The sequence below is a fragment of the Sphingomonas lenta genome (genome assembly GCF_002288825.1).
Taxonomy (GTDB): Bacteria; Pseudomonadota; Alphaproteobacteria; order Sphingomonadales; family Sphingomonadaceae; genus Sphingomonas; species Sphingomonas lenta.
Map to the genome: position 1 here is coordinate 814,850 of NZ_NSLI01000003.1, position 25,220 is coordinate 840,069.

The following is a 25,220-nucleotide window of genomic DNA, read 5'->3' on the forward strand; positions in this document are numbered from 1 at the left end:
GGGTGCAGGAGCCGGGCGATGATGTGGAAGTCGATGGCGCTGGCGGCGGCGCTGGCCGCGCCCGGGGCGGCCCAGGAGCCGTTGCGCGTCGAGCGCTTCACGGTGCCGGGCGACGGTTCGGTCAACAGCTGGATCGTGCACGCGCCCGACGGGCTGATCGTCGTCGACGTGCAGCGCGACCGCGCGGCGGCGGCCAAGCTGATCGAGCGGGTCAAGGCGGCGGGCGAGCCGCTCGCGGCGGTGCTGCTGACGCATCCGCATCCGGACCATATCGGCGGGCTCGACCAGTTCCGCGAAGCCTTTCCGAACGTCCCCGTCTACGCCAGCCCCAACACCGCGCGCGAGATTCGCACCGACGGCATGGGGTTCCAGAAGATGACGCGGGCGCTGGGCGCGCAGGCGCCGCGCGCCTTTCCGGTGCCGGGGCGGTTGTTCCCCGACTATTCCACGATCGAGGTCGCGGGCCTCGCGTTCAAGACGTACGAGTACGGGTCGGGCGAAGCGGTGTCGGCGACGAGCTTCTACAACCCCGAGCACCGGGTGCTGTTCGGCGGCGACATCGCGGTGGCGGGCATGACCGACTTCCTGATGGAGGGCCGCACGGGGCCGTGGCTGAAGCAGCTCGGCGCGCTGCGGCGGGAGCATCCGGGGACGCGCGTGCTGTACCCGGGGCATGGGGAGGCGGGGACGCTCGACCGGATCGCGGCGGACACGGAGAAGACGCTCATCACCTATCGGCGGCTCGTCGCGGCGGCGGGGCCGGTGGACGGCGTGCTGCCGCCGGACAAGGTGAAGGCGGTGGCGGCGCAGGTGCGAAGCCGCCTCGGCGAGCGGACGCCCGTCGCGGAGATCCCGAGCCTGGTCGAGGAGAACGTCAAGGCGGTCGCGCGCGAGCTGGCGCAGCGAAGGCGGTGACGATGTGTATGATCGCCGCGGGTGGTGCTGCCGGCGAGGATTGAACTCGCGACCTCAGCCTTACCAAGGATGCGCTCTACCACTGAGCTACGGCAGCACACCCGCGAAGAGCCGCGCCTAGAGCGGAGCGACGGCGGATTGTCAAGGCGCTCCGGCCACACGATAATCGGGCGCATGGCGGATAAGGACGAGCGGGCGGAGCGGCTGGCGGCGCAGTTGCGGGCCAATCTCCGGCGGCGCAAAGAGCAGGCGCGCGGGCAAGAGGCGGGACCTCCCGTCAAGCCTGAAGAGGAGCGCACTTGAGCGCGAGCCAGGCGCGCTCGTCGGCGCCCAGCTCGGGGCCCAGCGCTTCGGCCACGCGGGCGTGGTACCCGTCCACCCAGGCGCGCTCGTCGGCGGTGAGCAGGGACGGGTCGATCAACGTGCGCTCGATGGGGGCGAGCGTCATCGTCTCGAAGCCGAGCATCGGGCGGTCGCCGTCGGGGATGTCGCGCTCGACTGCGAGCACGAGGTTCTCGATGCGGATGCCGTACTCGCCCGCCTTGTAGTAGCCGGGCTCGTTGGAGAGCATCATGCGGGCGCGTAGCGGCTCCATCGCCGCGCCGCCGGGGTAGTTGGGCGCGGCGATGCGCTGCGGGCCTTCATGGACCGAGAGGTAGGCGCCGATGCCGTGGCCGGTGCCGTGCGGGTAGTCGAGTCCGGCCTCCCAGAGCGGGCGACGGGCGAAGGCGTCGATCTGGCCGCCCAATGTGCCAGCGGGAAAGACGGCGGTGGCGATGGCGATGTGGCCGCGGAGCACGCGGGTGAAGCGGTCGCGCATTTCGGGCGTGGGCTCACCGATCGGCATCACGCGCGTGATGTCGGTGGTGCCGTCGAGATACTGGCCGCCCGAGTCGATCAGGAAGAGCTGGCCCGGCTCGATCGGCGCGTTCGACTCCTCGGTGACGTGGTAGTGCGGGATCGCGCCGTGCGCGCCGGTGGCGGAGATAGTCGAGAAGCTGGTGTCGACGAGCGCGCCGGTCGCCTGCCGAAACTCGAGCAGCTTGGCGGCGGCGGAGAGCTCGGTCTGGCCGCCTTTCGGGCACTCGGTCTCGACCCAGCGGAGGAAGCGGGTGATCGCGGCGCCGTCGCGGATGCTGGCCGCGCGGTGGCCGGCGATCTCGCGGTCGTTCTTGAGCGCCTTGGCGAGGACGACGGGGTCGCGAAGTGCGAGCGTCTTCGCGCCGCCCGCCTCCAGCCGGTCGAAGATGGCGGCGACGGCGCGCTCCGGATCGACGGCGACGCGCTTGCCGCCCAACTTTGACAAGTTTGACACGAACTCGGCGCGGTCGTGGACACGTACGCTGTTGCCGAGGTGCTGGCGGACGGCGTCGTCGACCTTCTCCGGGGCGACGAACAGGTCGGCGGTGCCGTCGCGGTGCACGAGCGCGTAGGCGAGCGCGACGGGCGTGTGGTCGACGTCGCCGCCGCGCACGTTCAAGACCCAGGCGATCGAGTCGAGCGCGGAGAGGACCACGGCGTCGGCGTTCCGCTGCTCGAGCCAGTCGGCGATCTCCGCGCGCTTAGCGGCGGAGTTCTTGCCGGCGAGCTCGTCCGAGTAGGTGACGAGCTTGGCGGGTGAGGGTGCGGGCTTGTCGGACCAGACGGCATCGATCGGGTTCGCGTCGACGGGGACGAGCGTCGCGCCTCTGTCGGCGAGCGCCTGCTCCGCCTGGCGCACCCAAGCGCGGGTGTGGAGCCAGGGATCGTAGCCGATTCGCGCGCCTTGCGGAGCGTGCTCGCCCAGCCACTCGGCGACGCTGACGTCAGGCACCTGCTGGAAGGACCAGTGGTCGGCCGAGACCTGCTCGCGCACCTGGAGCGTGTAGCGTCCGTCGACGAAGATCGCCGCCTCCGCCGGCAGCACGACGGCGGTCCCCGCCGAGCCGCCGAAACCGGTGAGCCAGGCGAGGCGCTGGGCGTAGGCGCCGACATACTCGCTCATATGCTCGTCGGTGAGGGGGACGACGAAGCCGTCGAGCTGCCGGCGGGCGAGCTCGGCGCGCAGGGCGCGAAGGCGGTCGGCGTAGGAGGGATCGGCTAGAGCCATGGGTGCGAACCTGGATAAGTTGATGGGAGTTGACGCGTAAACCGCTCCCCTAAGGAGAGAAACGCGACGGGGAAGCCATTACCGCGCGCCGACGACGCGACACCGACGCGACGGCCATGCGATACCCTCGCGACGTCCGCGCTCCCGCCGCGCGACAGGATCGCGAAGGCGTGGCTACGTCGCGACGTGCGGGCGTGCGCCGGTATGGGCTGCGGGTGGAGCGGTTGGGCGGGCGGGCGCGTCATGCTAGCCTCGAGTCGTGACAGAAATGGACGCTGTAGGACAGGGGGTGCGATGCCGCTGCTGATGTCGATGGCGCTGTCCGTAGCCGTGGCGGATACCGATTGGGGCGCGAAGCTGAAGCGCGACGCCGATCGGTTCCGCGCGGTCGTGCTGGACTCGCATCCGGGGCCGGTCGATCCCGAAAATCCGAGGTTTCGAGAGACGCTGGAGCGTGCGCACGCCCGAGCGCTGGAGCGGGCGAGGACGACGACGAGCCATGTGCACCGTTTCTGGGCGCTTTGGGAGCTGACCGCGGCGTTCGACGACGGGCATCTGGGCATCCTCACCCCCGACGGGCCGGCGCCGAGGGCGTATCACTGGGCGGGCTTCGTGACGCGGTTCGCGGATGGCCGGCACGTCGTATCGCATTCCGAGGAGCCCGGCATCGTCGTGGGGGCGACGGTGGCGGCGTGCGACGGGCGCGACACGGCGTCGCTGGCGGCGGAGCGGGTCGGGCGGTTCCACGGCAAGTGGACCCTTCGGTCCTATCGCGAGCGGCTGAGCGGAAGCCTGTTCATGCCGTCGGACAACCCATGGAACGCTCCGCTCACGCGCTGCACGTTCGAGAGGGGAGGCGCGACACGTGACGTGGTGCTGCGCTGGCGACCGATCAGCGCGGATCGCATGTGGAAGCTGGGGGAGGCGGAGCATAAGGCGCGTGTGCGGCACCGGTCGCCCGTGTCGCTGGAGCGGCTGTCGGACGGGAGCTTTTGGGTGAACATGGGCTCGTTCGAGGCCGATCCGCAGTCGGAGCAGGGCCGCGCGCTGACCGCGTTGAACGCGGAGATCGCGGCCCGTGCCGACGAGATTCGGCGGAGCCCGCGCGTCGTGTTCGACCTGCGCGGCAACAACGGTGGCTCGTCCTCCTGGATCAACCAAGCCGCCGGCGCGATCTGGGGCGAGGGCGCGGTGAACGGGCGGACGCACGTGTCGGAGGGCGTCGACTGGCGCGTGTCGGACGCCAACGTCGCGGCGGTGCGCGAGTATCAGCGCATGTTCGAGGGCAAGCGCGAGAGCGATCCGGCGATCTACAAGGGCGTGAACGCGCTCGCAGAGGGGCTGACGCGCGCGCGGGCGCAGGGCGTACAGCTATGGCGCGAGCCGGACGACCTCTGGCCCGAGCCCGAAGGCGGACCCGTCCATGCAGTTTCGGCGAAGGCGTTCGTGTTCACGGACGAGGACTGCGCGTCCGCGTGCCTGGACGCGGTGGACGTGCTGACCGCGATGGGCGCGACCCAGGTCGGTCGCGAGACGTCGGCGGATACGTTGTACATGGAGACCCGCGACGAGACGACGGCGGACGGCGCACGCATTTGGGTGCCAATGAAGGTCTATCGCGGCCGCCCGCGCGGGTCGAACGTGCCCGCCACGCCCAAGCACGAGTGGACGGGCGCGCTGGGCGACACGGCGGGCATCCGGCGGTGGATCGCGTCGCTCTGACGCGGCGCTAGAGCGCAGCGCGCGCGGCGTCCTCGACCGCCTGCATCACCGCCAGGTAGGAGCGGTGGCCCCAGCTGACGCGCGCGACGCCGAGTTCGGCCTGGCGCGCGGGCGGGGGCAGGCCGGGGCCGCCCTGGATGTTGACGGGGAGCGGCGAGGCGGCCGTGATGCGGGCGATCAGGCGTTCGTCGGCGAGGCCGGGGACGAAGACGCCGTCCGCCCCGGCGTCCGCATAGGCGCGGGCGCGCTCGATCGCCTCGTCCGCTATCGCCTCGTCGTGCGCCGTCGCGGGCGCCTGGAAGAAGACGTCGGTGCGGGCGTTCACGAAGGCGCGCACGCCGCCCGAATCGGCGGCGGTGCGGGCGGCGGCGAGGCGGGCGGCGACCTCGGCGACGGGCCGCATCGCGCCGGTCGCGGGCAGGCTGTCCTCCAGGTTGCAGCCGATGGCACCCGCCTCGATCGCGCGGGCGACGGTGCGGGCGACGTCGTCGTAACCGGCTTCGAGGTCGGCGGAGACGGGCAGGTCCACGGCCGCGCAGATGCGTCCGAGGATCGACAGCGCGAGGTCGAGCGGCATCCGCTCGCCGTCGGGATAGCCTTGCGCGGCGGCGACGGACCAGCTGCCCGTCGCGAGCGCGGGTGCGCCCGAGGCGGCGACCGCGCGGGCGCTGCCCACGTCCCAGACGTTGTAGAGCACGAGCGGGCGGCCGGGGACGTGGAGGGCGCGGAAGGCGTCGGCGCGGGCGAACTGGTCGGGCATCGGTGCTCCTTCGACTAAGGTGTCGGGGTGAAGGGGGACTGCCTCCGCAGGGAGGAGGGCGGGCGGCCGTAGAGGCTGGTGAAGGCGGCGCTCATGCGGCGCGCGCTGGGGAAGCCGGCGCGGGCGGCGATCTCGGGGATGGGGAGGTCGGTGTCGCCGAGCAGGCGCTTGGCGCGCTGGACGCGGAGCGTGCGCGCGACCTGGGCGAGCGACGCGCCGAGGTGGCGGTCGAACAGGCGCGACAGGTGCCGCCGGCCGACGCCGAGCCGCGCGGCGAGCGCGTCCACGCCGCCGCGGTCGAGCGCGCCGGCCTCGATCAGCTTGAGCGCGCGCTCCACGGTGGTGCGCGTGCCGTTCCAGGCGGGGCAGAAGGGCGCGGTCTCCGGCCGGCAGCGCAGGCAGGGGCGGAAGCCCGCCCGCTCGCAGGCGGCGGCGCTGCCGAAGAACAGCACGTTCTCCGGCCGCGGCATGCGCGCGGTGCAGACGGGGCGGCAGTGGATGCCGGTCGTCCTCACCGCGACGAAGAAGCGGCCGTCATGGGCCGGGTCGCGTCGCCGCATCGCGTCGAGGCAGGTGGCCGGATCGAGCATGGAACCGGTCTAGGCGGCGGGGCGGCGCGGCGCGAGCGCCGAGCGATGTGCGCGTCCGGGAACGACCGATCGCGGGCGCAGACCCGTGCCGCAACGGTCCGGAAAGCTGATCCACATCAAGTCGCGACAGGTGGACAGGCGAGGGGCGTTGACGTTACGGCCCGTAACGAATGGTGTATTCTCAAGTTCTTGTTCCGGTCGTGCCCGCGTGACGGCCGTCGCGCCCGCGGCGTCGCTCGACGATCTGTCGGCGGAGGCGCTGGACGCGCTGCCGTTCGGGGTGATCCAGGTGGACGCGGCGGGGCGGATCACCCTCTACAACCAGGCGGAGAGCCGCTTTTCGGGGCGTGATCCCGCCCAGGTGATGGGGCGCGACTTCTTCCGCGAGGTGGCGCCGTGCACCAACCTGCCGGCGTTCCATGGGCGGTTCCTGGAGGGCGTCAGGCGCGGAGCGCTGGACGCGGAGTTCGGGTTCGTGTTCGGCTTCGACCCGCCGGCGCGGGTGCGCGTGGCGATGCGGGAGGCGCGAGAGCCGGGGCGGTACTGGATCGTGGTGCATCAGCTGGGCCTGCTCGCACCCAGCCGGCACCGCATGGCCGCCGACATGGCGCAGGATGCGGTGGACCGCCGGAGCCGCGCGGAGCCGATCGACGCGTCGGTGTGCGAGCGCGAGCCGATCCACATCCCGGGCAGCGTGCAGCCGCACGCGGCGATGCTGGCGGTCGATCCGGATACGCTTTCGATCTGCGCGTGCAGCGACAACCTGGCCGACATGGCGGGCGTCGCGCCGGCGGACGTGCTGGGGCGCGGGCTGGATGCGGTGCTGCCGGACGCGGTGGTGGTGCGGCTCCGCCACGCCGTCGAGGTGGGTGGGCTCACGGTGCCGACGCGGCCCTGGCGCGAGACGGTGCGGCTCGGGCCGGAGGAGCGCTGCTTCGCGCTGACGGCGCATTTGAACGACGGGCGGCTGGTGGTCGAGCTGGAGATGCTGCCCGACCGGCCGGAGGATTTCGGCGCGGCGACCGCGGCGCAGGCGGGGGACGCGGTGAACCGGATCCGCTCCGCGCCCACGCTCGCCGACGCGGCGGCGGCGTGCGCCGACGAGATCCGCGCGATGACGGGCTTCGAGCGGGTGCTGGTGTACCGGTTCGACGCGGACTGGAACGGCGAGGCGCTGGGCGAGAGCAAGGTCGAGGACTACCCGTCGCTCCTGGGCCTGCGCTTCCCCGCCTCCGACATCCCCGCGCAGGCGCGCGCGCTCTACACCAAGGCGCCGGCGCGCTTCGTCGTCGACCGCGACGCGGTGCCCGCGGCCGTGCTCGCCGAGCCGGCCGCGGCGAACCAGACGGTGGACCTAACCTATGCGTACAGCCGCGCGCTGTCGCCGATCCACCTAGAATATCAGCGCAACCTGGGCGTGAACGGGTCCATGTCGATCTCGGTCGTCGCCGAGGGCGTGCTGTGGGGGCTGATCATCGGGCACCACCGGCGGCCGCACTACGTCACGCCGGAGACGCGCGCGTTGGCGGGGCTGGTGACGGACGCCTTCGCGCTCCGGGTGCACGAGCTCGCGAGCAACCAGGCCTGGCGCGAGCAGCAGGCGGCGCTCACCGTGCAGAACGCGCTGCTCCGGCGGCTGGCGGGCGCGGACGACGTGGTCGCGGCGCTGACGGAGGGTGCGCCGACCATGGCGGACCTGCTGAACGCGACGGGCGCGGCGGTGTGGAGCGAGGGGCGGGTCGCGACGGCGGGCGCGACGCCGCCCGAGCACGCCGTGGGCGAGCTCGCGGCGTGGCTGGCCGCCAACATGCCGGCCGAGCGGCGCGCCTTCGCGACGGCGGACCTTTCGGAGCATTGGGCGGGCGCGGCGGCGCACGCCGACACGGCGGCGGGGCTGCTGGCGGCCTGGGTCGACCCCGAACGGCGGCACCTGCTGCTCTGGTTCCGGCCGGAGGTGGCGGGCACCGTCGCCTGGGGCGGCGACCCCAACGCCAAGGTGCTGGCCGACACCGCCACGCGCACCGTGCTGCCGCGCCGGTCGTTCGAGCGCTGGGTGGAGGAGCGGCGCGGCGAGGCCGAGCCCTGGGCGGCGTGGCAGGTCGACGCGGCGGCGGGGTTCGCGGCCGCCGTGGAGGGCGTGGTGCTGCGCCAGGGCCGCAAGATCGCCGAGCTGTCCGCCAAGCAGGCGGCGCTGTCCCTGGCGCTCGAGCAGAAGGAGGTGCTGGCGCGCGAGATCGACCACCGGGTCAGGAACTCGCTGCAGATCGTGGCCTCGGTGATGCTGCTCCAGGCGCGCAAGGTGGACGACGACGCGGCGCGCGCGGCGTTCGAGGACACCTACGCGCGCGTCATGAGCGTCGCGCGCGTGCACGACAGCCTCCAGCATGCCGAGACCGCCGAGATGGTCGATATCGGCCAGACGCTCCGGCAGCTGTGCGACGACCTGGGCCAGGGCATCGTGGGCGCGGGCGGGCGGCTGGAGGTGGACGCCGCGGGCGGGCTGATGGTGCCGAGCCGCACGGCTGTGGCGCTGTCGCTGATCGCCACCGAGCTCGTCACCAATGCGCTGAAATACGCCTATGCGCCGGGCGAGGACGGGCCGATCCACGTGCGCGTGCTCCCGCGCGACGAGGGCGGGCTATGCATGCAGGTGTGCGACGAGGGGCGGGGCTTGCCTGAGGACTGGGCGGACCGGCCGCGCTCGACCGGCGGCTTGGGCATGCGCGTGATCCGGGCGATGCTGCAGCAGATCGGCGGCGAACTGAAAGTCGATACGGACCGGCGACCGGGGGCCTGCTTCACGGTGGCGGCTTGACGGGCCTGCGCGCGCGGGGCGGTGTGGTGGAGCGGCTGAGGCGGGAGACGCGCGACGAGCACGACGCGATCGAGCTGACGCTGGATTGGGAGCGGCGGACGGCGACGGTCGGGGCCTATGCCGGGTGGCTGCGGCGGCTCCATGCGTTCCACGGGTGGTGGGAGCCGAGGGCGGCGGAGCTGGTGGACGATCCGGCGTTCTTCGAGCCGCGGCGGAAGCTGGGATTGTTGGCGGGAGACCTGGAGCGGATAGGGGCGGAGCCGGTCGCGGCGGACGCGGCCGGGCTGGCGCTCGCCACACGCGCGGAGGCGCTGGGGTCGATGTACGTGCTGGAGGGCTCGACGCTGGGCGGCAAGCTGATCGCGCGGCGGGTGCGGGATGTGCTCGGGTTCGAGCCGGGCTACCACGACCCGTACGGCGCGCGGACGGGGGCGATGTGGCGGGTGTTCCAGGCGCGGCTGGCCGCCGACGTGGAGGCGCACGAGGAGGACGAGGCGGTGGACGCGGCGCGGCGGACGTTTCGGCACTTGAGGGAGCGGTTGGCCGGCTAGGCTCGTTTCCGGCCACGATGCTGGAGGTCGAGGACGTTTCGCACACTTACCCGGACGGCACGCGTGCGCTGGACGGCGTGACGCTGTCGGTGGCGAGAGGTCTGTTCGGGCTACTGGGGCCGAACGGGGCGGGCAAGTCGTCGCTGATGCGCGTGGTCGCGACGTTGCAGAGGCCGACGAGCGGGCGCGTGCAGTTCGACGGGATCGATGTGCTCGCGGAGCCGCGCGCGGTTCGGCGCAGGCTGGGCTATCTGCCGCAGGATTTCGGCGTCTACCCCGGCGTGTCCGCGGCCGAGCTGCTGGCGCAGATGGCGGTGCTGAAGGGCGTGCGCGACCGACGCAGCGCGGTGGAGCGGCTGCTCCGGCTCGTGAACCTGTGGGACGCGCGTGACCGGGCGGTGTCGGGCTTCTCCGGCGGGATGCGCCAGCGCTGGGGCGTGGCGCAGGCGCTGTTGAGCGACCCGGACCTGCTGGTGGTGGACGAGCCGACGGCGGGGCTCGACCCGGAGGAGCGCAACCGCTTCCACGACGTGCTGTTCGGCTTGGGCGAACGCGCGGTCGTGATCCTGTCGACGCATATCGTCGAGGACGTGGCGAACCTGTGCCGGCGCGTGGGCGTGCTGGGCGGCGGGCGCGTGCTGGCGGACGGTGCGCCGGGTGATCTGGTCGCGGCGATGCGCGGGCGCGTCTGGGCGGGCGAGGCCGCGCCGGAAGGGGCGGTGGTGGCGTCGTCGCGGCTGGTCGAGGGGCGGCGCGTGGTGCGGGTAATCGGTGACGTGCCGCCCGGGCCGGGGTTCGCGCCCGCCGAGCCGGACCTGGAGGACGCGTATTTCGCCGCGCTGCGGGGCGCATCGTGATCGCCTGGTTCGAGCTGCGCCAGCAGCTGCGCGGGCGCGTCTTCTGGATCGTCTTCGCCGTATCCGCGCTGATGGTTGCGGGGGCGGAGGCGATCGACGCGCTCCGCGTCGGCCTGAGAGAGGTCGGCGGGGCGGCGAACGTCCTGCGCGTGCACCAGGTGTGGACGTTGTTCTACCTGTTCACCGCCGCCGCGTTCGTGGCGGACGCGGTGCTGCGCGACGAGCAGTCGGGGATGGCGGGGGTGGTGCGGGCGACGCCCGTGTCGCGCGGCGGGTACGTGCTCCAGCGGTTCGCGGGGGCGTTCGCGGCGGTGCTGCTGTGCTTCCTGTCGGTGCCGGCGACCTCGTGGGCGGCGGGGCTGGTGAAGGGGACGGGCGCGCCGGCGGGGGCTTACGGCTTCGCGTTCTTCGGGTTGGCGGTGCCGAACCTGCTTCTCGGGTGCGCGCTGTGCTTCGGGCTGGCGACGGCGACGCGGTCGATGACGGGGTGCCTGTTGGGCGCGGTCGCGCTGCTGACGCTGTACGGGCTGGGGGCGGAGGTCGGGCCTTTGTGGGAGCCGTTCGGGTTCGCGGCGGTGGAGGAGCTGACTCGGGGGTGGAGTGCGGCGCGGTCGGAGCGAGACTGGCCGGGGGTGGAGGGGGTGCTGCTCGCGAACCGGGTGTTGTGGGTGGGGGTGGCGGGGGTGTTCGTCCTTGCCGGACGGATCGGGTTGCGGCGTTCGGGTTCCCGCAACTCCGCGCGCCTTCCCGGCGAAGGCCGGGGTCCAGTTATGGTCACATCGCGAGCGGGGGCGACCTACCACGAAGACCATCGTGACTGGGCCCCGGCCTTCGCCGGGGGAGGGGCGGGTGGGGGCGTGCGGTTCGATGCGGCGCTCGCTTGGGCGCAGGTGCGGATGCGCGTCGCGCTGGAGCTGCGGCAGGTCGTGCTCACGCCACCGTTCGCCGTCCTCCTCCTGCTCGGCCTCGCGCACGCCGCGGCTGCGCTGTGGCGCGCGCCCGACCCTAGCACGACGGGGCTGGTGCGTGCCCTGATCGAGGCGTTCCGGCTCGCGCCCGTGGTGACGACGATCTTCTTCGCGGGCGAGCTCTACTGGAGCGAGCGGGAGCGGCGGATGGACGGGCTCCTCGCCGCCGCGCCCGTCGAACCGCCGGTGCTGGTCGTGCCCAAGCTCGTCGCGTTGGCGCTGGTGCTCGCAGGGCTGGCGCTCGCGACGGCGGGGGCGGGGGTGGCGGTGCAGCTCGCGCGTGGGAGTGCGCCCGACCTCGGCGCGTGGGTCACCTGGTACCTGCTCCCGCGCTGGTTCGATTGGCTGCTCGTGGGCGTCTTGGCGCTGTTCTTCCAGGCGCTCAGCCCCAACAAGCTCGCGGGATGGGGGCTGATGGTGTTCTGGCTGATCGGGTCGATGGCGCTCAACCGGCTGGGCTGGACGGACCCGATCTACCGCTATGGCCTCTACCCGGGTTCGCCGCTGCCGCCCGCGCTGAGCGGCGCGGAGGGGGCGGGAGCGTTTCGGCTCTATTGGGCGGTAGTGGCGGGCTTGCTCGCGGCGTGGGCGTGCGGTCGCTCGCCGGTACGCCGCGGCGCGTGAAAAGCTGACCGAGCCGCATCGCCGAGCTGTTCGCGAGCGAAAACAAGGCGCTGACAAGTAGAAAAGTCGGGCGATTACTAGGCCGGCGCGTCTCTCCATTTCGGTGATACGCGCGAGAACTGGCAAGAGCCGAAAAATACTTACCGGCGGTGCAACCATCGCACCGCTCGCCCCGTAACTCCGCGCGCGCGACCGTCCCGGCTTTCCGGACCCGGCGCGGCGACAACGGGAGAGTGACATGGCTGTGGTGATTGGCACTTCCGGCGACGACGTCCTGACGGGCACCGAGGACGCCGACCAGATCAACGGCATGGGCGGGAACGACACGATCACGGGGCTGGGCGGCGACGACGTCGCGCTGGTCAACCCGTCGACCGACGGCGCGGACCAGGTCGACCTGGGCAGCGGCTCCGACGCCGTGCTGGTCGCCGGCATGGCCGGCCAGGTGCGCCTGACTTTCACCTCCGCGGAGGTCGGCAACGGCAACCCGAACGACTCGAACACGATGATGAACCAGGACGGCGGGCTCGCGGTCCGCTTCCAAATGGAGGACGGGTCGGACGGCCTGACCGGGCCCGTCAGCCGCTACGACGACGAGGGCATCACCTTCGTCGCGGGCCTCAACCAGACGTTCGACGTGCGCGACCTGGTGAGCGGCGTGCGGCGCGGCGACCAGTTCGGCGTCGTGACGCTGGGTACGATGGGCGCGGACACGCTGGGCGCGGTGCTGCCCGGCCAAGCTTACTACATCAACGCCGGCATGGGCGACGACACCGTCACGGGCGGCGACGCGAACGACTTCCTCGTCGGTGGCGCGGGAGCGGACTCGCTCGCGGGCGGCGCGGGGAACGACAGCTATATCGGCGGCGGCGGCGCCGATACGATCACCGACACGGGCGGCGGCGACGACCGGGTGATCTTCGACATCGCCACCGGCGGCGCGGACGCGGTGGACACGGGCGACGGGTCGGACGTGGTGAGCGTCACCGGCGCGGCCGGGCAGGTGCGCGTCACCTTCACCTCCGCCGAGGTCGGCAACGGCAACCCGAACGACTCAAACACGATGATGAACCAGGACGGCGGCCTGGCGGTGAGGCTGCAGGCGGAAGACGCGTCGGGCACGCCCGCGGGCGCGGTCAGCCGCTTCGACGACGAGGGCGTGACCTTCGTGTCGGGCACGGCCGGCCTGACCTTCGACGTGCGCGACCTCGTCAGCGGCGCGGCGCGCGGCGACCAGTTCGACGTGGTCGTGCTGGGCACGATGGGCGCCGACTTCCTCGTCACCGATCCCGGCCGGTCCTACTATTTCAACGCCGGCATGGGGAACGACTCCGTGTTCGGCGGCGACCGCAACGATTTCCTGGTCGGCGGCGCGGGCGACGACCGGCTGTCGGGCGGCGAGGGCGACGACAGCTATATCGGCAGCGGTGGGGCCGACGTGATCAACGAGATCGGGAACGGCGCCGACCGGGTGATCGCGAACGCCGACACCGACGGTGCGGACACGGTGAACTTGGGCGCCGGGTCGGACGTGGTGACGATCAACCGGACCGCGCCGGGTCAGGTGCGCCTGACCTTCACCTCCGCGGAGGTCGGCAACGGCAACGCGAACGACTCGAACACGATGGCGAACCAGGACGGCGGGCTCGCCGTCCGGCTGCAGGCCGAGAACGGGATGGACATGCCGACGGGCGCCGTCAGCCGGTACGACGACGAGGGCGTGACCTTCGTGGGCGGGGCGGGCGTCACCTTCGACGTGCGCGACCTGGTGAGCGGGACGCAGCGCGGCGACCGGTTCGAGGTGGTGACGCTCGGCACGATGGGGGCCGACGCGCTCACCGCCGTCCAGCCGACGCGTTCCTACTACTTCAACGCCGGCATGGGCGACGACACCGTCACCGGCGGTACGGCGAACGACTTCCTGGTCGGCGGCGCGGGCCGCGATCGGCTGGAGGGCGGGGCCGGCGACGACCAGTCGATCGGCGGCGGCGGCAACGACCGCTTCTCCTACTCGATCGTCGGCGAGACGGGGTCGGACACGATCCTCGACTTCCAGAAGGTAGACCTGTTCGTCACCGACGCGGCGCTGCGCGACGGGAACGGCGACGGGCGCATCACCTTCGGCCCGAACAGCGTGCTCGACCTGGACGGGCGGAACGGGAACGACACGGTGCGGTTCGCCGGGCTCGACCCCGCGTCCGGCCTGCGCTTCCTGGGCCAGCTGCCCGACGGCAACTTCGCCTATGCCGACGCGGCGACCCGGCCCACGGGCGCGATCGAAGGACGGTTGGGGAACAGCATACTTAACGGCGCGGCGGGCGAGCAGATCTTCTTCTTCGACACCGCGCTCGGGCTCGACTTCGGCGACGACCGGATCAACGGGTTCGGGACGGAGGACCTGCTGGTCACGACCACCGCGATCTCCGACAGCGACGGCGACGGCCGGATCGATTTCGGCGGCGATCGCACGCTGAACCTGTCCGACGGGACGAGCGTCCGCATCAACAACGGCGCCGTGCGCTCGCTCGAGTTCGACGGATCGGTGACGATGAATGGGGTGACCTATTTCGTCTACAGCCGCGTAGGTTCGACGAACACGGGCGCGGACGACCTGTTCATGTGAGCCGCGCCGGGGCGGGCGGCCGCCGTCCGCCCCGGTCCGCACCATCGACATGCGCCCGACCGCCGCTATGAGCGCGGGGCATGAGCGATCTTCCCCAGCCTCCCGTCGCCGAGCGGCGGCCGCACAGCTTCACCCTTCACGGGCGCACGCTCGAGGACCCGTACCACTGGCTCAAGGACCCGAGCTATCCGGAGGTGAACGACCCGGACGTCCTCGCCTATCTCGAAGCAGAGAACGCCTATTTCGAGGCAGTGATGGCGCCGCACAAAGGGCTGGTGGATCGGCTCTACGAAGAGATGAAGGGCCGCATCAAGGAGGACGACGCGAGCGTTCCCCAGAAGGACGGCGACTGGCTCTACTGGACCGCGTTCGAGACGGGCGGGCAGTACCGGAAGTGGTGGCGCCGCCACGTCGACGGGGGCGAGGACCAGCTGATCCTCGACGAGCCCGCGTTGGCCGAGGGCAAGGAGTATTTCCGCCTGGGCGCGATCGCGGCGTCGAACAGCGGTAAGCTCCTCGCCTACGCGATCGACGACAGCGGGGCCGAGCGGTTCGAGGTGCGCGTCAAGGACCTGGAGACGGGCGAGCACCTGCCCGAGGTGATCCCGGGCATGCTGTCGGAGATCGTCTGGACGGCGGACGACAGCGGATTCCTATACGGGCTGGCGAACGAGCAGTGGCGGACCGACAACGCGCGTTTCCACAGGCTCGGCATGCCGGTCGAGGACGATGTCGTGCTCTACCACGAGGCGGACGAGGGCTTCCGCGTGGGCGTGTCGGAGACGAGCTCGCGCAAGTGGCTCGTCATCGCGACGGGCGACCATGTGACGAGCGAGGTGCGGCTGCTGCCGGCGGCTGACCCGCTCGCCGAGCCTATCATGGTCAGCCCGCGCAAGCCGGGGCGCGAGTATGACGTGGACGAGCATGACGGCCTGCTCTTCATCCACACCAACGACACCGACCCGCAGTTCCGGCTCTGCACCGCTCCGGTCGAGCGGCCCGGCGAGTGGAGCGAGCTGATCGCGCCCGACCCGCATTTCTACATGACGGGCGTCGAGTGCTACCGCGACTTCTTCGTGGTGGAGGGGCGCGAGGACGGGCTCGATCAGATCCTGATCCACCAGTACGACCAAAGCATCGCCCCGAAGCGGATCGTGTTTCCCGAGCCGAGCTACGCGGCGGGGCTGGGCGACAACCCGGAATACCATGTCGAGAAGCTGCGGCTCGGCTACGAGTCGATGGTCACGCCGGGCACCGTATACGACTACGACGTCGCGACGGGCGAGCTGGAGGTGCGCAAGGTCCAGGAGATCCCGTCGGGGTACGACGCGGGGAAGTACCGGACCGAGCGGCTGAAGATCGCGGCGCGCGACGGGACGGAGGTGCCGGTCTCGATCGTGTACCCGCACGATCTCCCGCGTGACGGGTCGGGCAAGCTGTTCCTCTACGCGTACGGGGCGTACGGCTACGCCATCCCGCCGAGCTTCTCGACGGGGCGGCTGAGCTTGCTCGACCGCGGCTTCGCCTATGCCATCGCGCATATCCGGGGCGGGGACGATCTGGGGCAGCGCTGGTACCTCGACGGCAAGCTCGAGAAGCGGTGGAACACGTTCAACGACTTCGTGGACGTGGCGCGCGGGCTGATCGAGCAGGGCTGGACGAAGCCGGGCGGGATCGCGACCGCGGGGCGCTCGGCGGGCGGCGAGCTGATGGGCGTGGTCGCGAACATGGCACCCGAGCTGTGGGGCGCGATGATCGCCGACGTGCCGTTCGTGGACGTGCTCAACACGATGCTCGACGCGACGCTGCCGCTGACGCCGGGCGAGTGGCCGGAATGGGGGAACCCGATCGAGGACGCGGCGGCGTTCGAGCTGATCAGGGAGTATGATCCGTACTTCAACGTGAAGGCGCAGGATTATCCGCCGATGTTCATCTCGGGCGGGCTCAACGACCCGCGCGTGACCTACTGGGAGCCGGCGAAGTGGGCGGCCAAGCTGCGGGCCACGAAGACGGACGCGAATCTGCTCGTGCTCAAGACCAACATGGGCGCGGGCCATGGCGGCAAGTCGGGGCGGTTCGAGAGCTTGCGCGAGGCGGCGGAGGAGCACGCCTTCGTGCTGACGCAAATGGGGGTGGAGCCCTGAGCACCCGCTTCACTCGCCAGTTCACCGCCGCGGCGGACGACATCGACGAGCTCGGCCACGTCAACAACGCGGTGTGGGTGCGCTGGGTGCAGGAAATCGCAGTCGCGCACTGGGAGGCGGTCGCCCCGGCGGAGCATCAGGTGGCGTATTTCTGGGTCGTGACGCGGCACGAGGTGGACTATCGCGGCAATGTCGGGCCGGGCGAGACGGTGACGGGCGAGACCTGGGTCGCGGACCAGCCCAAGGGCGCGCGGTTCGATCGACATGTGCGGTTTACGGGTGCGGACGGACGGGTGAAGGTCGAGGCGGTGACGACCTGGGCGATGCTGGACCGGGCGACGGGGCGGCTCCAGCGGGTACGGCCGGAGGTGGCGGAGGCTTTTATCAATTGAGTCCTCCCCCGCAGGGCGCGGTGAAGGGGGAGCAACGGGATACGGCATCAACCCGCTCCCCCTCCGTCGCGCTACGCGCGCCACCTCCCCCGCCGTAAGCGGGGGAGGGTTCCGGAGTTCAGCCGCTGTTGCGGAGCGCCGTCGCGATCGCGTTGATGGAGAGCAGGATGCCCTCGCCGATCCGCTCGTCGGTCTCGCCCGCGCGGTGGCGTTTCAGGAGTTCGATCTGGAGGAGGTTGAGCGGCTCGATATAGGGCAGGCGTAGGCGAATGCTGGCGTCGAGCTTCCCGCTCTTCTCCAGGAGGCGCGACTGGCCCGTCGCGCGGAGGAGCGCGTCGTGGGTGCGGTCCCACTCCGAGCGGATGCGGCCGAAGACGCGCTCACGCAGGGCTCCGTCGTCGACGAGCCCGGCGTAGCGCGCCGCCACGTCCATGTCCGACTTGGCCAGCACCATCTCCATGTTGGCGAGCGTCGCGGCGAAGAGCGGCCAGCCTTCCGCCATGTCGGCGACGAGCGCGGGGTCGCCCGCCTCCAACGCGGAGCCGACGCCGTACCAGCCGGGGAGCATTACGCGCGCCTGGGACCAAGAGAAAACCCAGGGAATGGCGCGCAGGTCTTCGATGCGGTCCGACTTGGTGCGGCTGGCGGGGCGCGAGCCGATCTTGAGGTTCGCGATCTCGGAGATCGGCGTCATCTGTCGGAAAAAGGCGCGGAACCCGTCCGTGCCGTAGACGAGGTCGCGATAGGCGCGGAACGCGGCCTCCGAGAGCGCCTCCATCGCCGCCGAGAAGCTCCCGTTCTCCGCGTTGGACAAGCGCGGCGGCTCCAGGCTGGCGAGCAAAGTCGCCGACGCCATCGCTTCGAGGTTGGTGACGGCGCTCTCGCGCGTGCCGTATTTGCCGGCGATGACCTCGCCCTGCTCGGTGATGCGGATGCGGCCCTGGACGGTGCCGGGCGGCTGGGCGCGGATCGCGGCGAAGCTCGACCCGCCGCCGCGCCCGACCGCACCCCCGCGGCCGTGGAAGAGCTGCATGGCGACGCCCGCCTCCTCGAACACGGGCGCGAGCGCCGACGACGCCTTGGACAGGTTCCACGTCGAGGTGAGATAGCCGCCGTCCTTGTTCGAATCCGAATAGCCGATCATCACCTCTTGGTGCCCGCGCGCGCGGGCGACGGCGGCGACCTCGGGCAGCCGGAGCCAGTCGCGCATGACGGCGGGCGCGGCCTGCAGGTCCTCGATCGTCTCGAACAGCGGCACGGCCATGATCGCGGCCTCGGGCGGGTCGCCGGGCCGGTAGAGGCCGACCTCCTTGAGCAGCAGATGCACTTCGAGCAGGTCGGAGACGGACTTGCCCATCGATACGATATAGGTGGTGATCGCCTGAGGACCGTAGGTCGCGTGCGCCTCCGCGGCGGCGGCCATGATCGCGAGCTCGGACGCGGTCTCGTCCGAATAGGCGGCGTAGCGGCTGACGAGCGGGCGGGGGCCGGCGAGCTCGCGGCGGAGGAGCGCGACGCGGGCGTCCTCGGGGAGCGCGGCGTAATCGGCCTCGACGCCGGCGACGCGCAGCAGCTCGGCGACGACGCGCTCGTGCACCGCCGAGTTCTGGCGCAGGTCGAGCGCGGCGAGGTGGAAGCCGAACAGCTCCACGCCACGGATCAGGCGGCCGAGCGCGCCGTCCGACGCGAGCGTGCCGTCGCCTTCCGCGAGGCCGCGCGCGAGCGTGACGAGGTCGGCGCGCAGGCTCGCGGGGTCCGGATAGGGCTCGCCCGCCAGGCGACCTGGGCGCGGCGCGGGCTTGCCCGTGTGCTTCAGGTGCGTAGCGGCGAGGCGCGCATGGATGCCCGACAGCGCGCGGCGGTAAGGCTCGTCGGCGCGGCTCGCGGCGTCGTCGCCTGAGCGGTCGGCGAGCTGCCGGACGGCGTCGGGCACGGGCGCGTGCTCGGCGGAGATGGAGAGCTCGGCGCCGAGCGCGTGCACGGCGTCCAGGTAGAATTGGAGCACCGTCTCGCACGCGCGCGACAGCGTGTGGCGGAGCGATTGGGCGTCGACGAAGGGGTTGCCGTCGCGGTCGCCGCCGATCCAGTTGCCGGGCTTGAGGAACGACGGCGCGCGCGCGCCCAGCGCACGGCTCCAGCGCTGGTGCAGCATGGGCAGCACGGGCAGGAACACGTCGCGCAGGTAGGAGAGCGCGGTCTCCACCTCGTCGGCGACGCCCAGCCGCTCGCGGCGGAGCACCCGGGTCCGCCAGAGCAGCGCGATTTGGCGGGCGACGGCCTCGTCGATCAGGTCGCCGTCGGGCGTCTCCGTCAGGCCGCGGTCGCGCATCGCCATCAGCGTGGCTATGTGGTTGCGATGGTCGATCATGCTCTTGCGCCGGACCTCGGTCGGGTGCGCGGTGAGCACGGGCACGACGAGCGCGCGGGCGAGCAGCGCCTCCACCTGTCCGCGGTCGACGCCCGCTTCCTCCAGCGTATGCAGCGCGGAGGCCAGGTCGGCGCTCTCGGTCTGTATGCCCTGCCGGTCCTCGGCCAGGTTGGCGAGCATGGAGAAGAGCATGAAGCCGCGGACGAAGCTGAGCGTCTCGTCCAGGTCGAGCCCGCCGAGCTGCAGGTCGAGCGCATCGTCGCCGGACCCGTCGCCCCGACCCTCACGATGCCGCTCGACGGAGGCGCGGCGGATGCGCTCCGTCGCCTCGAACAGCTTCGCCCCGCCATAGGCCCGGATCACGTCCCCGAGCTGCGCGCCCAGGTATCGGATGTCGGGGTTGTTCGCGACCGGGGGCGGGGTGGGCATCGGCATAGGCTCCGCTGACAGGCCACTCACCCTACTGCCCGCTCCGGGCTCGCCGGAAGGTTGTTCTTCTTACGGCCGGTAAAGAGAAGGGCGGTGCGCCGATAAGCCCGGCACGGGTGGAAAAAGAGCGCCTCAGTCCGGCGCCAGCGTGCCGTTCCGCGTCGTCTCCTGCTCCTCGGAGGTGACGGTGCCGTCCTTGTTCAGGTCCATGCGGTCGAAGCGCGCGATGGTGGCGTCGCTGAACTCGCCCTTGGTCACCTCGCCGTCGCCGTTGGCGTCGGCGCGCTGGATGCGCGAGTTGGCGCGGGGGAACTCGTCGGGCGTCAGCTTGCCGTCGGCGTTGCGGTCCAGCTCGTTGAAGCGGCGTTCCTGCTGGCCGCCCCAGTCGAGGCGCGACATCACCGCGGGCGGCACGAAGCCCGCAGGTGCGGTGCTGGTGTCGACGCTGCTCCCGCCGCCGTCGCCGCAGCCGCTCAAGCACGCCGCGACCAGTCCCAGCACGATCAACCGCATGCGCCAGCCCCGCTCAAGCTTCCAGTTCGACGTCCCAGTATAGCCAATCGTGCCACGTGTCGTGGAGATAGTTAGGGGGGAAGGAGCGGCCGTGCTCTTGCAGATGCCAGGATGTGGGGCGGATGGGCGCGATGTGGAGCGGCATATGCGCCTGGCGCGGGGTGCGGCCGCCCTTTTTGAGGTTGCAGGGCGCGCAGGCGGTCACGACGTTCTCCCACGTCGTGCGGCCGCCTTGCGCGCGGGGGATGACGTGGTCGAACGTCAGATCCTTTCCGACGCCGCAATATTGGCAGGCGAAGCGGTCGCGCAGGAACAGGTTGAAGCGCGTGAAGGCCGGGAACTGCGACGGCTTCACGAACTGCTTGAGCGCGATGACGGAGGGCAGCTTGAACGCGGTGTTGGGGCTGTGCACCTCGCGCTCGTAATGGGCGACGATGTCGACGCGGTCGAGGAACACCGCCTTGACCGCCGTCTGCCACGGCCACAGGCTCAAGGGGTAATAGGACAGCGGAGTGTAATCGGCATTGAGCACGAGCGCGGGACATGAGTCCGGGTGACGGATCAGGTCGGGGTGAAACACGGGCCCTCCCTCAAGCGACGCTGTGGCCCCGCCTTTGCCGGGGCGCGGTGACGCCTTGATGACAGCAGGCGTAACGACCGGTCAAGCGGAACGGTTGCCACAAGCGGTGGTGGATAACATGGGTGACAGGGCGCAAGGGGTCGGGGAGGTGGGGGTCGTGACCCGCTTCGCGCCGAGCCCGACGGGGCGGCTGCACCTGGGCCACGCATACTCGGCGGTGCTGGCGCACGACCATGCGCGGGCGCGGGGCGGGCACTTCCTGCTCCGCATCGAGGACATAGACGGGACGCGGAGCCGGCCGGAGCATGTGGCGGACATCCTCGACGACTTGGCGTGGCTCGGGCTGGAATGGGACGGCGCCCTGGTGTTCCAGTCGCAGCGGCTGCACCTCTACGCGGACGCGCTCGAGCGGCTGAAAGAGCGGGGGCTGGTCTATCCGTGTTTCTGCACGCGCGCCGAGATCGCGGAGGCGCTGTCGGCGCCGCATGGGAGCGCGCCGGTCTATCCCGGCATTTGTCGCGGCGTCGATCCGGAGCCGCGCATGCACTTGGCTCACGCATGGCGGCTCGACATGGCGCGCGCGGTCGCGGACGCCGGGCCGCTGGACTGGTGGGACGAGCGCGCCGGTCTCGTCCGCGCCCGTCCGCAAGACCAGGGCGACGTCGTGCTCGCGCGCAAGGACGCGCCGGCGAGCTACCACCTGGCCGTCACGATCGACGACGCCGCGCAGGGCGTGACCGACGTGGTGCGCGGCGAGGACCTGTTCGAGGCGACGCACGTCCACCGGCTGCTGCAGGCGTTGCTAGGGCTGCCGACCCCGCGCTATCACCACCATAGCTTGTTAACGGGGGCGGACGGGAAGAGGCTCGCCAAGCGGCACGGCTCGCCGTCGTTGCGCGACATGCGGCTGGCGGGTGTTAACGGGCGCGACCTGGCGAACGATCTACGGAACGGGACGGCGACGGTTGGCGTTCCCCCGGTTTCGGCATAGGTGGCACGCGCATGAACACGTTCCTCGTCATCCTACTGGTCGCGGCGATGATCGCGACGCTCGTGGCGCTGGTGCGCGGCATCATCGCCTTCCTGCAGGAGAGCCACGCCCAAGCGCGCGGGCAGGGCGGGCCGACCGACGCACAGCTGAAGTCGAACCGCGCGATGCAGATGCGCATCTTCTTCCAGGCGCTTGCGATCCTGGTGGTGGTCGTGATCCTGTTCGCCAACGGCCGTACTTCGTGATCGTGCGCGCTCGCGCGCGCAGCGGCGCCGGCCCGCTCCCCCACCCGGCCTCCCACAGAGTAGCCTGGCTGGGTGGCCGGGTGGGGGAGCGGGCCGGTGCCGCCCACAACTGATGGTCAAGCTCAACAGGATCTACACCCGGACCGGCGACGCCGGAGAGACGGGGCTGGTCGACGGGTCGCGCCTGTCCAAGGCCGACGTGCGCATGGCCGCGATCGGCGACGTGGACGAGGCGAACTCGGCGATCGGGCTCGCGGTGGTGGCGCTGGGCGGTCACGCGATCGCGGACGAGCTGCGCGTGATCCAGAACGATCTGTTCGACCTCGGCGCGGACCTGGCGACGCCGGGCGAGGACTTCGCGCCGTCGGAGATGGTGCTCCGCGTCGTACCCGCCCAGGTCGAGCGTCTGGAGCGCGCGATCGACGCGTTGAACGAGCATTTGCCGCCGCTGACCAGCTTCATCCTGCCGGGCGGCACGCCGGGAGCGGCGGCGCTGCACCTAGCGCGGGCGGTGACGCGGCGCGCGGAGCGGAGCGTCGTCGCGACGGGCGAGAATGCGAACCCGCAGGCGTTGGCGTACCTCAATCGGCTGTCGGACTACCTGTTCGTGGCGTCGCGGGCGGCGAACGGGGCGGAGGGCGACGTACTCTGGCGGCCGGGGGCGTCGCGCTAAGTCCCGCTCCCGCCGTCACCCTGAACTTGTTTCAGGGTCCAGCGTGGTACGCGCGACCAAGCCTGAGTCGTCCGTACAGCCATGGATGCTGAAACAAGTTCAGCATGACGGCAGGGGTGGAGTGGGGGTCGAGCTAACATTCGTTAGCCCATCGTGCTAAGCCTCCTGCAGCGGAGGTGGGGATGACGGCGACTCAGGCGACGGCCGAAACCGACGCGCTCCGGGCGGGGTTCGCGAACGTTCGCGCCTTGTCGGTCGCGCTCGCCGCACCCTTGTCGGACGCGGACGCGACCGTGCAGTCGATGCCGGACGCCTCGCCCGCCAAATGGCACCTGGCGCATACGAGCTGGTTCTTCGAGACGTTCGTGCTGCGCGACCATGTGGCCGGCTACCGCGCCTACGACCCGGCCTACGCCTATCTGTTCAACAGCTACTACGAGGCGGAGGGCGCGCGGCACGCCAGGGCGGCGCGGGGGATGATCACGCGGCCGTCGCTGTCGCAAGTGCTCGCTTATCGTGCGCATGTCGACGCGGCGCTCGCCGATGCGCTGCCGGGGTTGCATGCGGAAGCGCGGGCTCTGGTCGAGCTGGGGATGAACCATGAGCAGCAGCATCAGGAGCTGCTGCTTACCGACGCGCTGCACCTGTTCGCGCAGAACCCGCTGGAGCCCGCCATGTGGGCGCCCGAGCCCAAGGTGCCCGTCGCCATGCCGGGGCCGACCGGCTGGATCGAGGGACGCGAGGGCGCGGTCGAGATCGGGCATGGCGGCGGGAGCTTCGCGTTCGACTGCGAGGGGCCGCGGCATGTCGTCTGGCTTGCGCCACACGCGACCGCCGACCGGACGGTGACGAACCGGGAGTGGTGCGAGTTCATCGCCGACGGCGGCTACGCGCGCCCCGAGCTGTGGCTGAGCGACGGCTGGGCCTGGGCGCAGCGCGAGGGCGTCGCGGCGCCGCTCTACTGGGAGGAGCAGGGCGGGGTGTGGACGCGCTTCGGGCTCGACGGGCGGCGGCCGATCGACCCCGCCGCGCCGGTGACGCGGGTGAGCTTCTACGAGGCGGACGCATACGCGACCTGGGCCGGCGCGCGCCTGCCGACCGAGGCGGAGTGGGAGGCGGCTGCGTCCGCGCATGATCCGGCGGGCGGCAACCAGCTCGACGGTGCGGGGCCGGTGGAGCCTCGGCCTTCCACGTCTGGTCCGGCCTTCTTCGGTGACGTGTGGGAGTGGACCGGATCGGCGTTCCGGCCCTATCCGGGCTTCCGCGCAGCGGACGGCGCGGTCGGCGAATATAACGGCAAGTTCATGAGCGGGCAGTTCGTGCTGCGCGGCGGATCCTGCGTCACCCCGCGCGGCCACCTGCGGGCGAGCTACCGCAACTTCTTCCAGCCCGAGAAGCGCTGGCAGTTCACGGGCGTCCGACTGGCCCGCGATCTGTGAGCTTTCTGGACGACGTGCTCGCCGGGCTGGAGGCGCGGCCGCGCGCGATCCCGGCGCGCTGGTTCTACGACCGCGAGGGATCCGAGCTGTTCGAGGCGATCACGCAGCTGCCCGAATACTACCCGACGCGCACCGAGACGGCGATCCTGGAGCATGCGTGCGACGAGATGGCCGAACTGGTCGGACCGGGCCGTGCGGTGGTCGAGTTCGGCGCGGGATCGGCGACCAAGACACGTATCCTCCTCCGCTGCGTACGGCCGGCGGCGTACGTGCCGATCGACATATCGGGCGACTTCCTGCGCGAGGCGGCGGCGGCGCTCGCGGCCGAGTTCCCGGACCTGTCCGTGGTGCCGTTCGAGGCGGATTTCATGCGCCCGCTGACATTGCCCGACGCGGCAATGCGCGCGCCCAAGCTCGGTTTCTTTCCCGGCTCGACGATCGGCAATCTGGAGCCCGCGGGCGCGGTCGACCTGCTGCGTGCGATGCGCGGGTCGCTGGGGGAGGGCGCGTTCCTGCTGATCGGCGCGGACCGGGTGAAGGATCGCGACGTGCTCGTGCGGGCGTACGACGACGCGCAGGGCGTGACGGCGGCGTTCAACATGAACCTCCTCGCGCGGATCAACCGTGAGCTGGACGGGGACGTGTCGCTCGACGCCTTCCGCCATCGCGCGGTCTGGAATGAGGACGCCGCCCGGATCGAGATGCACCTAGAGGCGGTGCGCGACGCGGGCTTCACCGTCGGCGGCCGTCGCTTCTTCGTCGCGGCGGGCGAGACGATCCACACGGAGAACAGCCACAAATACACGCCCGAGAGCGCGCGGCTGCTGCTGCGCGCGGGCGGCTGGGAGCCGGTCCGCGCGTGGGAGGACGCGCGCGGGTGGTTCTCGGTGATCCTGGCGGAGGCTCGTCCCGTGCCCTCCGCGCCTTGAGCG

The 25,220-nt window shown here is 71.5% G+C and carries 21 protein-coding genes and 1 tRNA gene; 15 read left to right on the top strand and 7 right to left on the bottom strand.

Annotation, left to right across the window (positions count from 1 at the left end):
* Window positions 1-18 precede the first annotated feature (18 nt).
* The gene (locus CKY28_RS11165) at window positions 19-915 is read left to right on the top strand and encodes an MBL fold metallo-hydrolase (RefSeq protein WP_095998379.1); all 897 of its coding nucleotides are present in this window, start codon (window positions 19-21) and stop codon (window positions 913-915) included.
* 22 nt (window positions 916-937) lie between these two features.
* On the opposite strand, the gene CKY28_RS11170 is transcribed toward CKY28_RS11165, so the two are convergent.
* Window positions 938-1,012: transfer RNA gene (locus tag CKY28_RS11170), tRNA-Thr, on the bottom strand.
* A gap of 77 nt (window positions 1,013-1,089) precedes the next feature.
* Between CKY28_RS11170 and CKY28_RS19285 the strand changes: the two genes are divergently transcribed.
* The gene (locus CKY28_RS19285; protein ID WP_281253236.1) at window positions 1,090-1,218 is read left to right on the top strand and encodes a hypothetical protein; all 129 of its coding nucleotides are present in this window, start codon (window positions 1,090-1,092) and stop codon (window positions 1,216-1,218) included.
* Here the strand turns inward: CKY28_RS19285 and CKY28_RS11175 are convergent.
* Window positions 1,193-3,004 carry an aminopeptidase P family protein gene (locus CKY28_RS11175; RefSeq protein WP_095998380.1) on the bottom strand — a complete coding sequence of 604 codons (1,812 nt, stop codon included), beginning with the start codon at window positions 3,002-3,004 and terminating at the stop codon, window positions 1,193-1,195. The genes CKY28_RS19285 and CKY28_RS11175 overlap by 26 nt on opposite strands.
* Before the next feature lie 294 nt (window positions 3,005-3,298).
* Here CKY28_RS11175 and CKY28_RS11180 point away from each other — a divergent pair, with 294 nt between their 5' ends.
* Window positions 3,299-4,726 (top strand): peptidase S41, encoded by a 1,428-nt coding sequence (locus tag CKY28_RS11180; protein ID WP_095998381.1) that lies wholly within the window; start codon window positions 3,299-3,301, stop codon window positions 4,724-4,726.
* A 7-nt stretch (window positions 4,727-4,733) separates the two neighbouring features.
* Here the strand turns inward: CKY28_RS11180 and CKY28_RS11185 are convergent, their stop codons facing one another.
* A complete protein-coding gene (locus CKY28_RS11185; protein WP_095998382.1) occupies window positions 4,734-5,486 on the bottom strand; it encodes an isocitrate lyase/PEP mutase family protein in 753 nt (250 codons plus the stop codon).
* Between the two features lie 14 nt (window positions 5,487-5,500).
* Complete coding sequence (locus tag CKY28_RS11190) at window positions 5,501-6,076, bottom strand: bifunctional transcriptional activator/DNA repair enzyme AdaA (RefSeq protein ID WP_095998383.1); 576 nt, start codon at window positions 6,074-6,076, stop codon at window positions 5,501-5,503.
* A 208-nt stretch (window positions 6,077-6,284) separates the two neighbouring features.
* Here CKY28_RS11190 and CKY28_RS11195 point away from each other — a divergent pair, with 208 nt between their 5' ends.
* From CKY28_RS11195 to CKY28_RS11225, 7 genes are all read left to right on the top strand, one after another.
* A complete protein-coding gene (locus tag CKY28_RS11195) occupies window positions 6,285-8,891 on the top strand; it encodes a histidine kinase dimerization/phosphoacceptor domain -containing protein (protein ID WP_095998384.1) in 2,607 nt (868 codons plus the stop codon).
* The gene (locus tag CKY28_RS11200; RefSeq protein ID WP_095998385.1) at window positions 8,888-9,442 is read left to right on the top strand and encodes a biliverdin-producing heme oxygenase; all 555 of its coding nucleotides are present in this window, start codon (window positions 8,888-8,890) and stop codon (window positions 9,440-9,442) included. Before CKY28_RS11195 ends, CKY28_RS11200 begins: the two co-directional genes overlap by 4 nt.
* Window positions 9,443-9,459: 17 nt before the next feature.
* Window positions 9,460-10,299, top strand: a complete 840-nt coding sequence (locus CKY28_RS11205) for an ABC transporter ATP-binding protein (RefSeq protein WP_095998386.1) — start codon at window positions 9,460-9,462, stop codon at window positions 10,297-10,299.
* Window positions 10,296-11,891, top strand: a complete 1,596-nt coding sequence (locus CKY28_RS11210; protein WP_095998387.1) for an ABC transporter permease — start codon at window positions 10,296-10,298, stop codon at window positions 11,889-11,891. Before CKY28_RS11205 ends, CKY28_RS11210 begins: the two co-directional genes overlap by 4 nt.
* Before the next feature lie 238 nt (window positions 11,892-12,129).
* Window positions 12,130-14,514 carry a beta strand repeat-containing protein gene (locus CKY28_RS11215; RefSeq protein ID WP_095998388.1) on the top strand — a complete coding sequence of 795 codons (2,385 nt, stop codon included), beginning with the start codon at window positions 12,130-12,132 and terminating at the stop codon, window positions 14,512-14,514.
* Window positions 14,515-14,594: 80 nt separating this feature from the next.
* Window positions 14,595-16,658 carry a S9 family peptidase gene (locus CKY28_RS11220; protein ID WP_095998389.1) on the top strand — a complete coding sequence of 688 codons (2,064 nt, stop codon included), beginning with the start codon at window positions 14,595-14,597 and terminating at the stop codon, window positions 16,656-16,658.
* Window positions 16,655-17,050: an acyl-CoA thioesterase gene (locus CKY28_RS11225; protein ID WP_095998623.1), complete on the top strand. Its 396-nt coding sequence runs from the start codon at window positions 16,655-16,657 to the stop codon at window positions 17,048-17,050. Before CKY28_RS11220 ends, CKY28_RS11225 begins: the two co-directional genes overlap by 4 nt.
* Window positions 17,051-17,168: 118 nt before the next feature.
* Here CKY28_RS11225 and ppc read toward each other — a convergent pair whose 3' ends face one another.
* The 3 genes from ppc to CKY28_RS11240 form a co-directional block, all read right to left on the bottom strand.
* Window positions 17,169-19,847 (bottom strand): phosphoenolpyruvate carboxylase, encoded by a 2,679-nt coding sequence (gene ppc / locus CKY28_RS11230; RefSeq protein ID WP_095998624.1) that lies wholly within the window; start codon window positions 19,845-19,847, stop codon window positions 17,169-17,171.
* A 132-nt stretch (window positions 19,848-19,979) separates the two neighbouring features.
* Window positions 19,980-20,360 (bottom strand): EF-hand domain-containing protein, encoded by a 381-nt coding sequence (locus tag CKY28_RS11235; protein WP_095998390.1) that lies wholly within the window; start codon window positions 20,358-20,360, stop codon window positions 19,980-19,982.
* Between the two features lie 13 nt (window positions 20,361-20,373).
* The gene (locus CKY28_RS11240) at window positions 20,374-20,940 is read right to left on the bottom strand and encodes an HNH endonuclease (protein ID WP_095998391.1); all 567 of its coding nucleotides are present in this window, start codon (window positions 20,938-20,940) and stop codon (window positions 20,374-20,376) included.
* A gap of 118 nt (window positions 20,941-21,058) precedes the next feature.
* Here CKY28_RS11240 and gluQRS point away from each other — a divergent pair, with 118 nt between their 5' ends.
* From gluQRS to egtD, 5 genes are all read left to right on the top strand, one after another.
* Window positions 21,059-21,931: a tRNA glutamyl-Q(34) synthetase GluQRS gene (gene gluQRS / locus CKY28_RS11245; protein WP_095998625.1), complete on the top strand. Its 873-nt coding sequence runs from the start codon at window positions 21,059-21,061 to the stop codon at window positions 21,929-21,931.
* Between the two features lie 11 nt (window positions 21,932-21,942).
* Complete coding sequence (locus CKY28_RS11250) at window positions 21,943-22,176, top strand: twin transmembrane helix small protein (RefSeq protein ID WP_095998392.1); 234 nt, start codon at window positions 21,943-21,945, stop codon at window positions 22,174-22,176.
* A 112-nt stretch (window positions 22,177-22,288) separates the two neighbouring features.
* Window positions 22,289-22,849, top strand: a complete 561-nt coding sequence (locus CKY28_RS11255; RefSeq protein ID WP_095998393.1) for a cob(I)yrinic acid a,c-diamide adenosyltransferase — start codon at window positions 22,289-22,291, stop codon at window positions 22,847-22,849.
* A gap of 182 nt (window positions 22,850-23,031) precedes the next feature.
* Window positions 23,032-24,288, top strand: coding sequence for an ergothioneine biosynthesis protein EgtB (egtB, locus tag CKY28_RS11260; protein WP_095998394.1), 1,257 nt, complete (start codon window positions 23,032-23,034; stop codon window positions 24,286-24,288).
* Window positions 24,285-25,217: an L-histidine N(alpha)-methyltransferase gene (egtD, locus tag CKY28_RS11265; protein WP_245841789.1), complete on the top strand. Its 933-nt coding sequence runs from the start codon at window positions 24,285-24,287 to the stop codon at window positions 25,215-25,217. Before egtB ends, egtD begins: the two co-directional genes overlap by 4 nt.
* Window positions 25,218-25,220 lie beyond the last annotated feature (3 nt).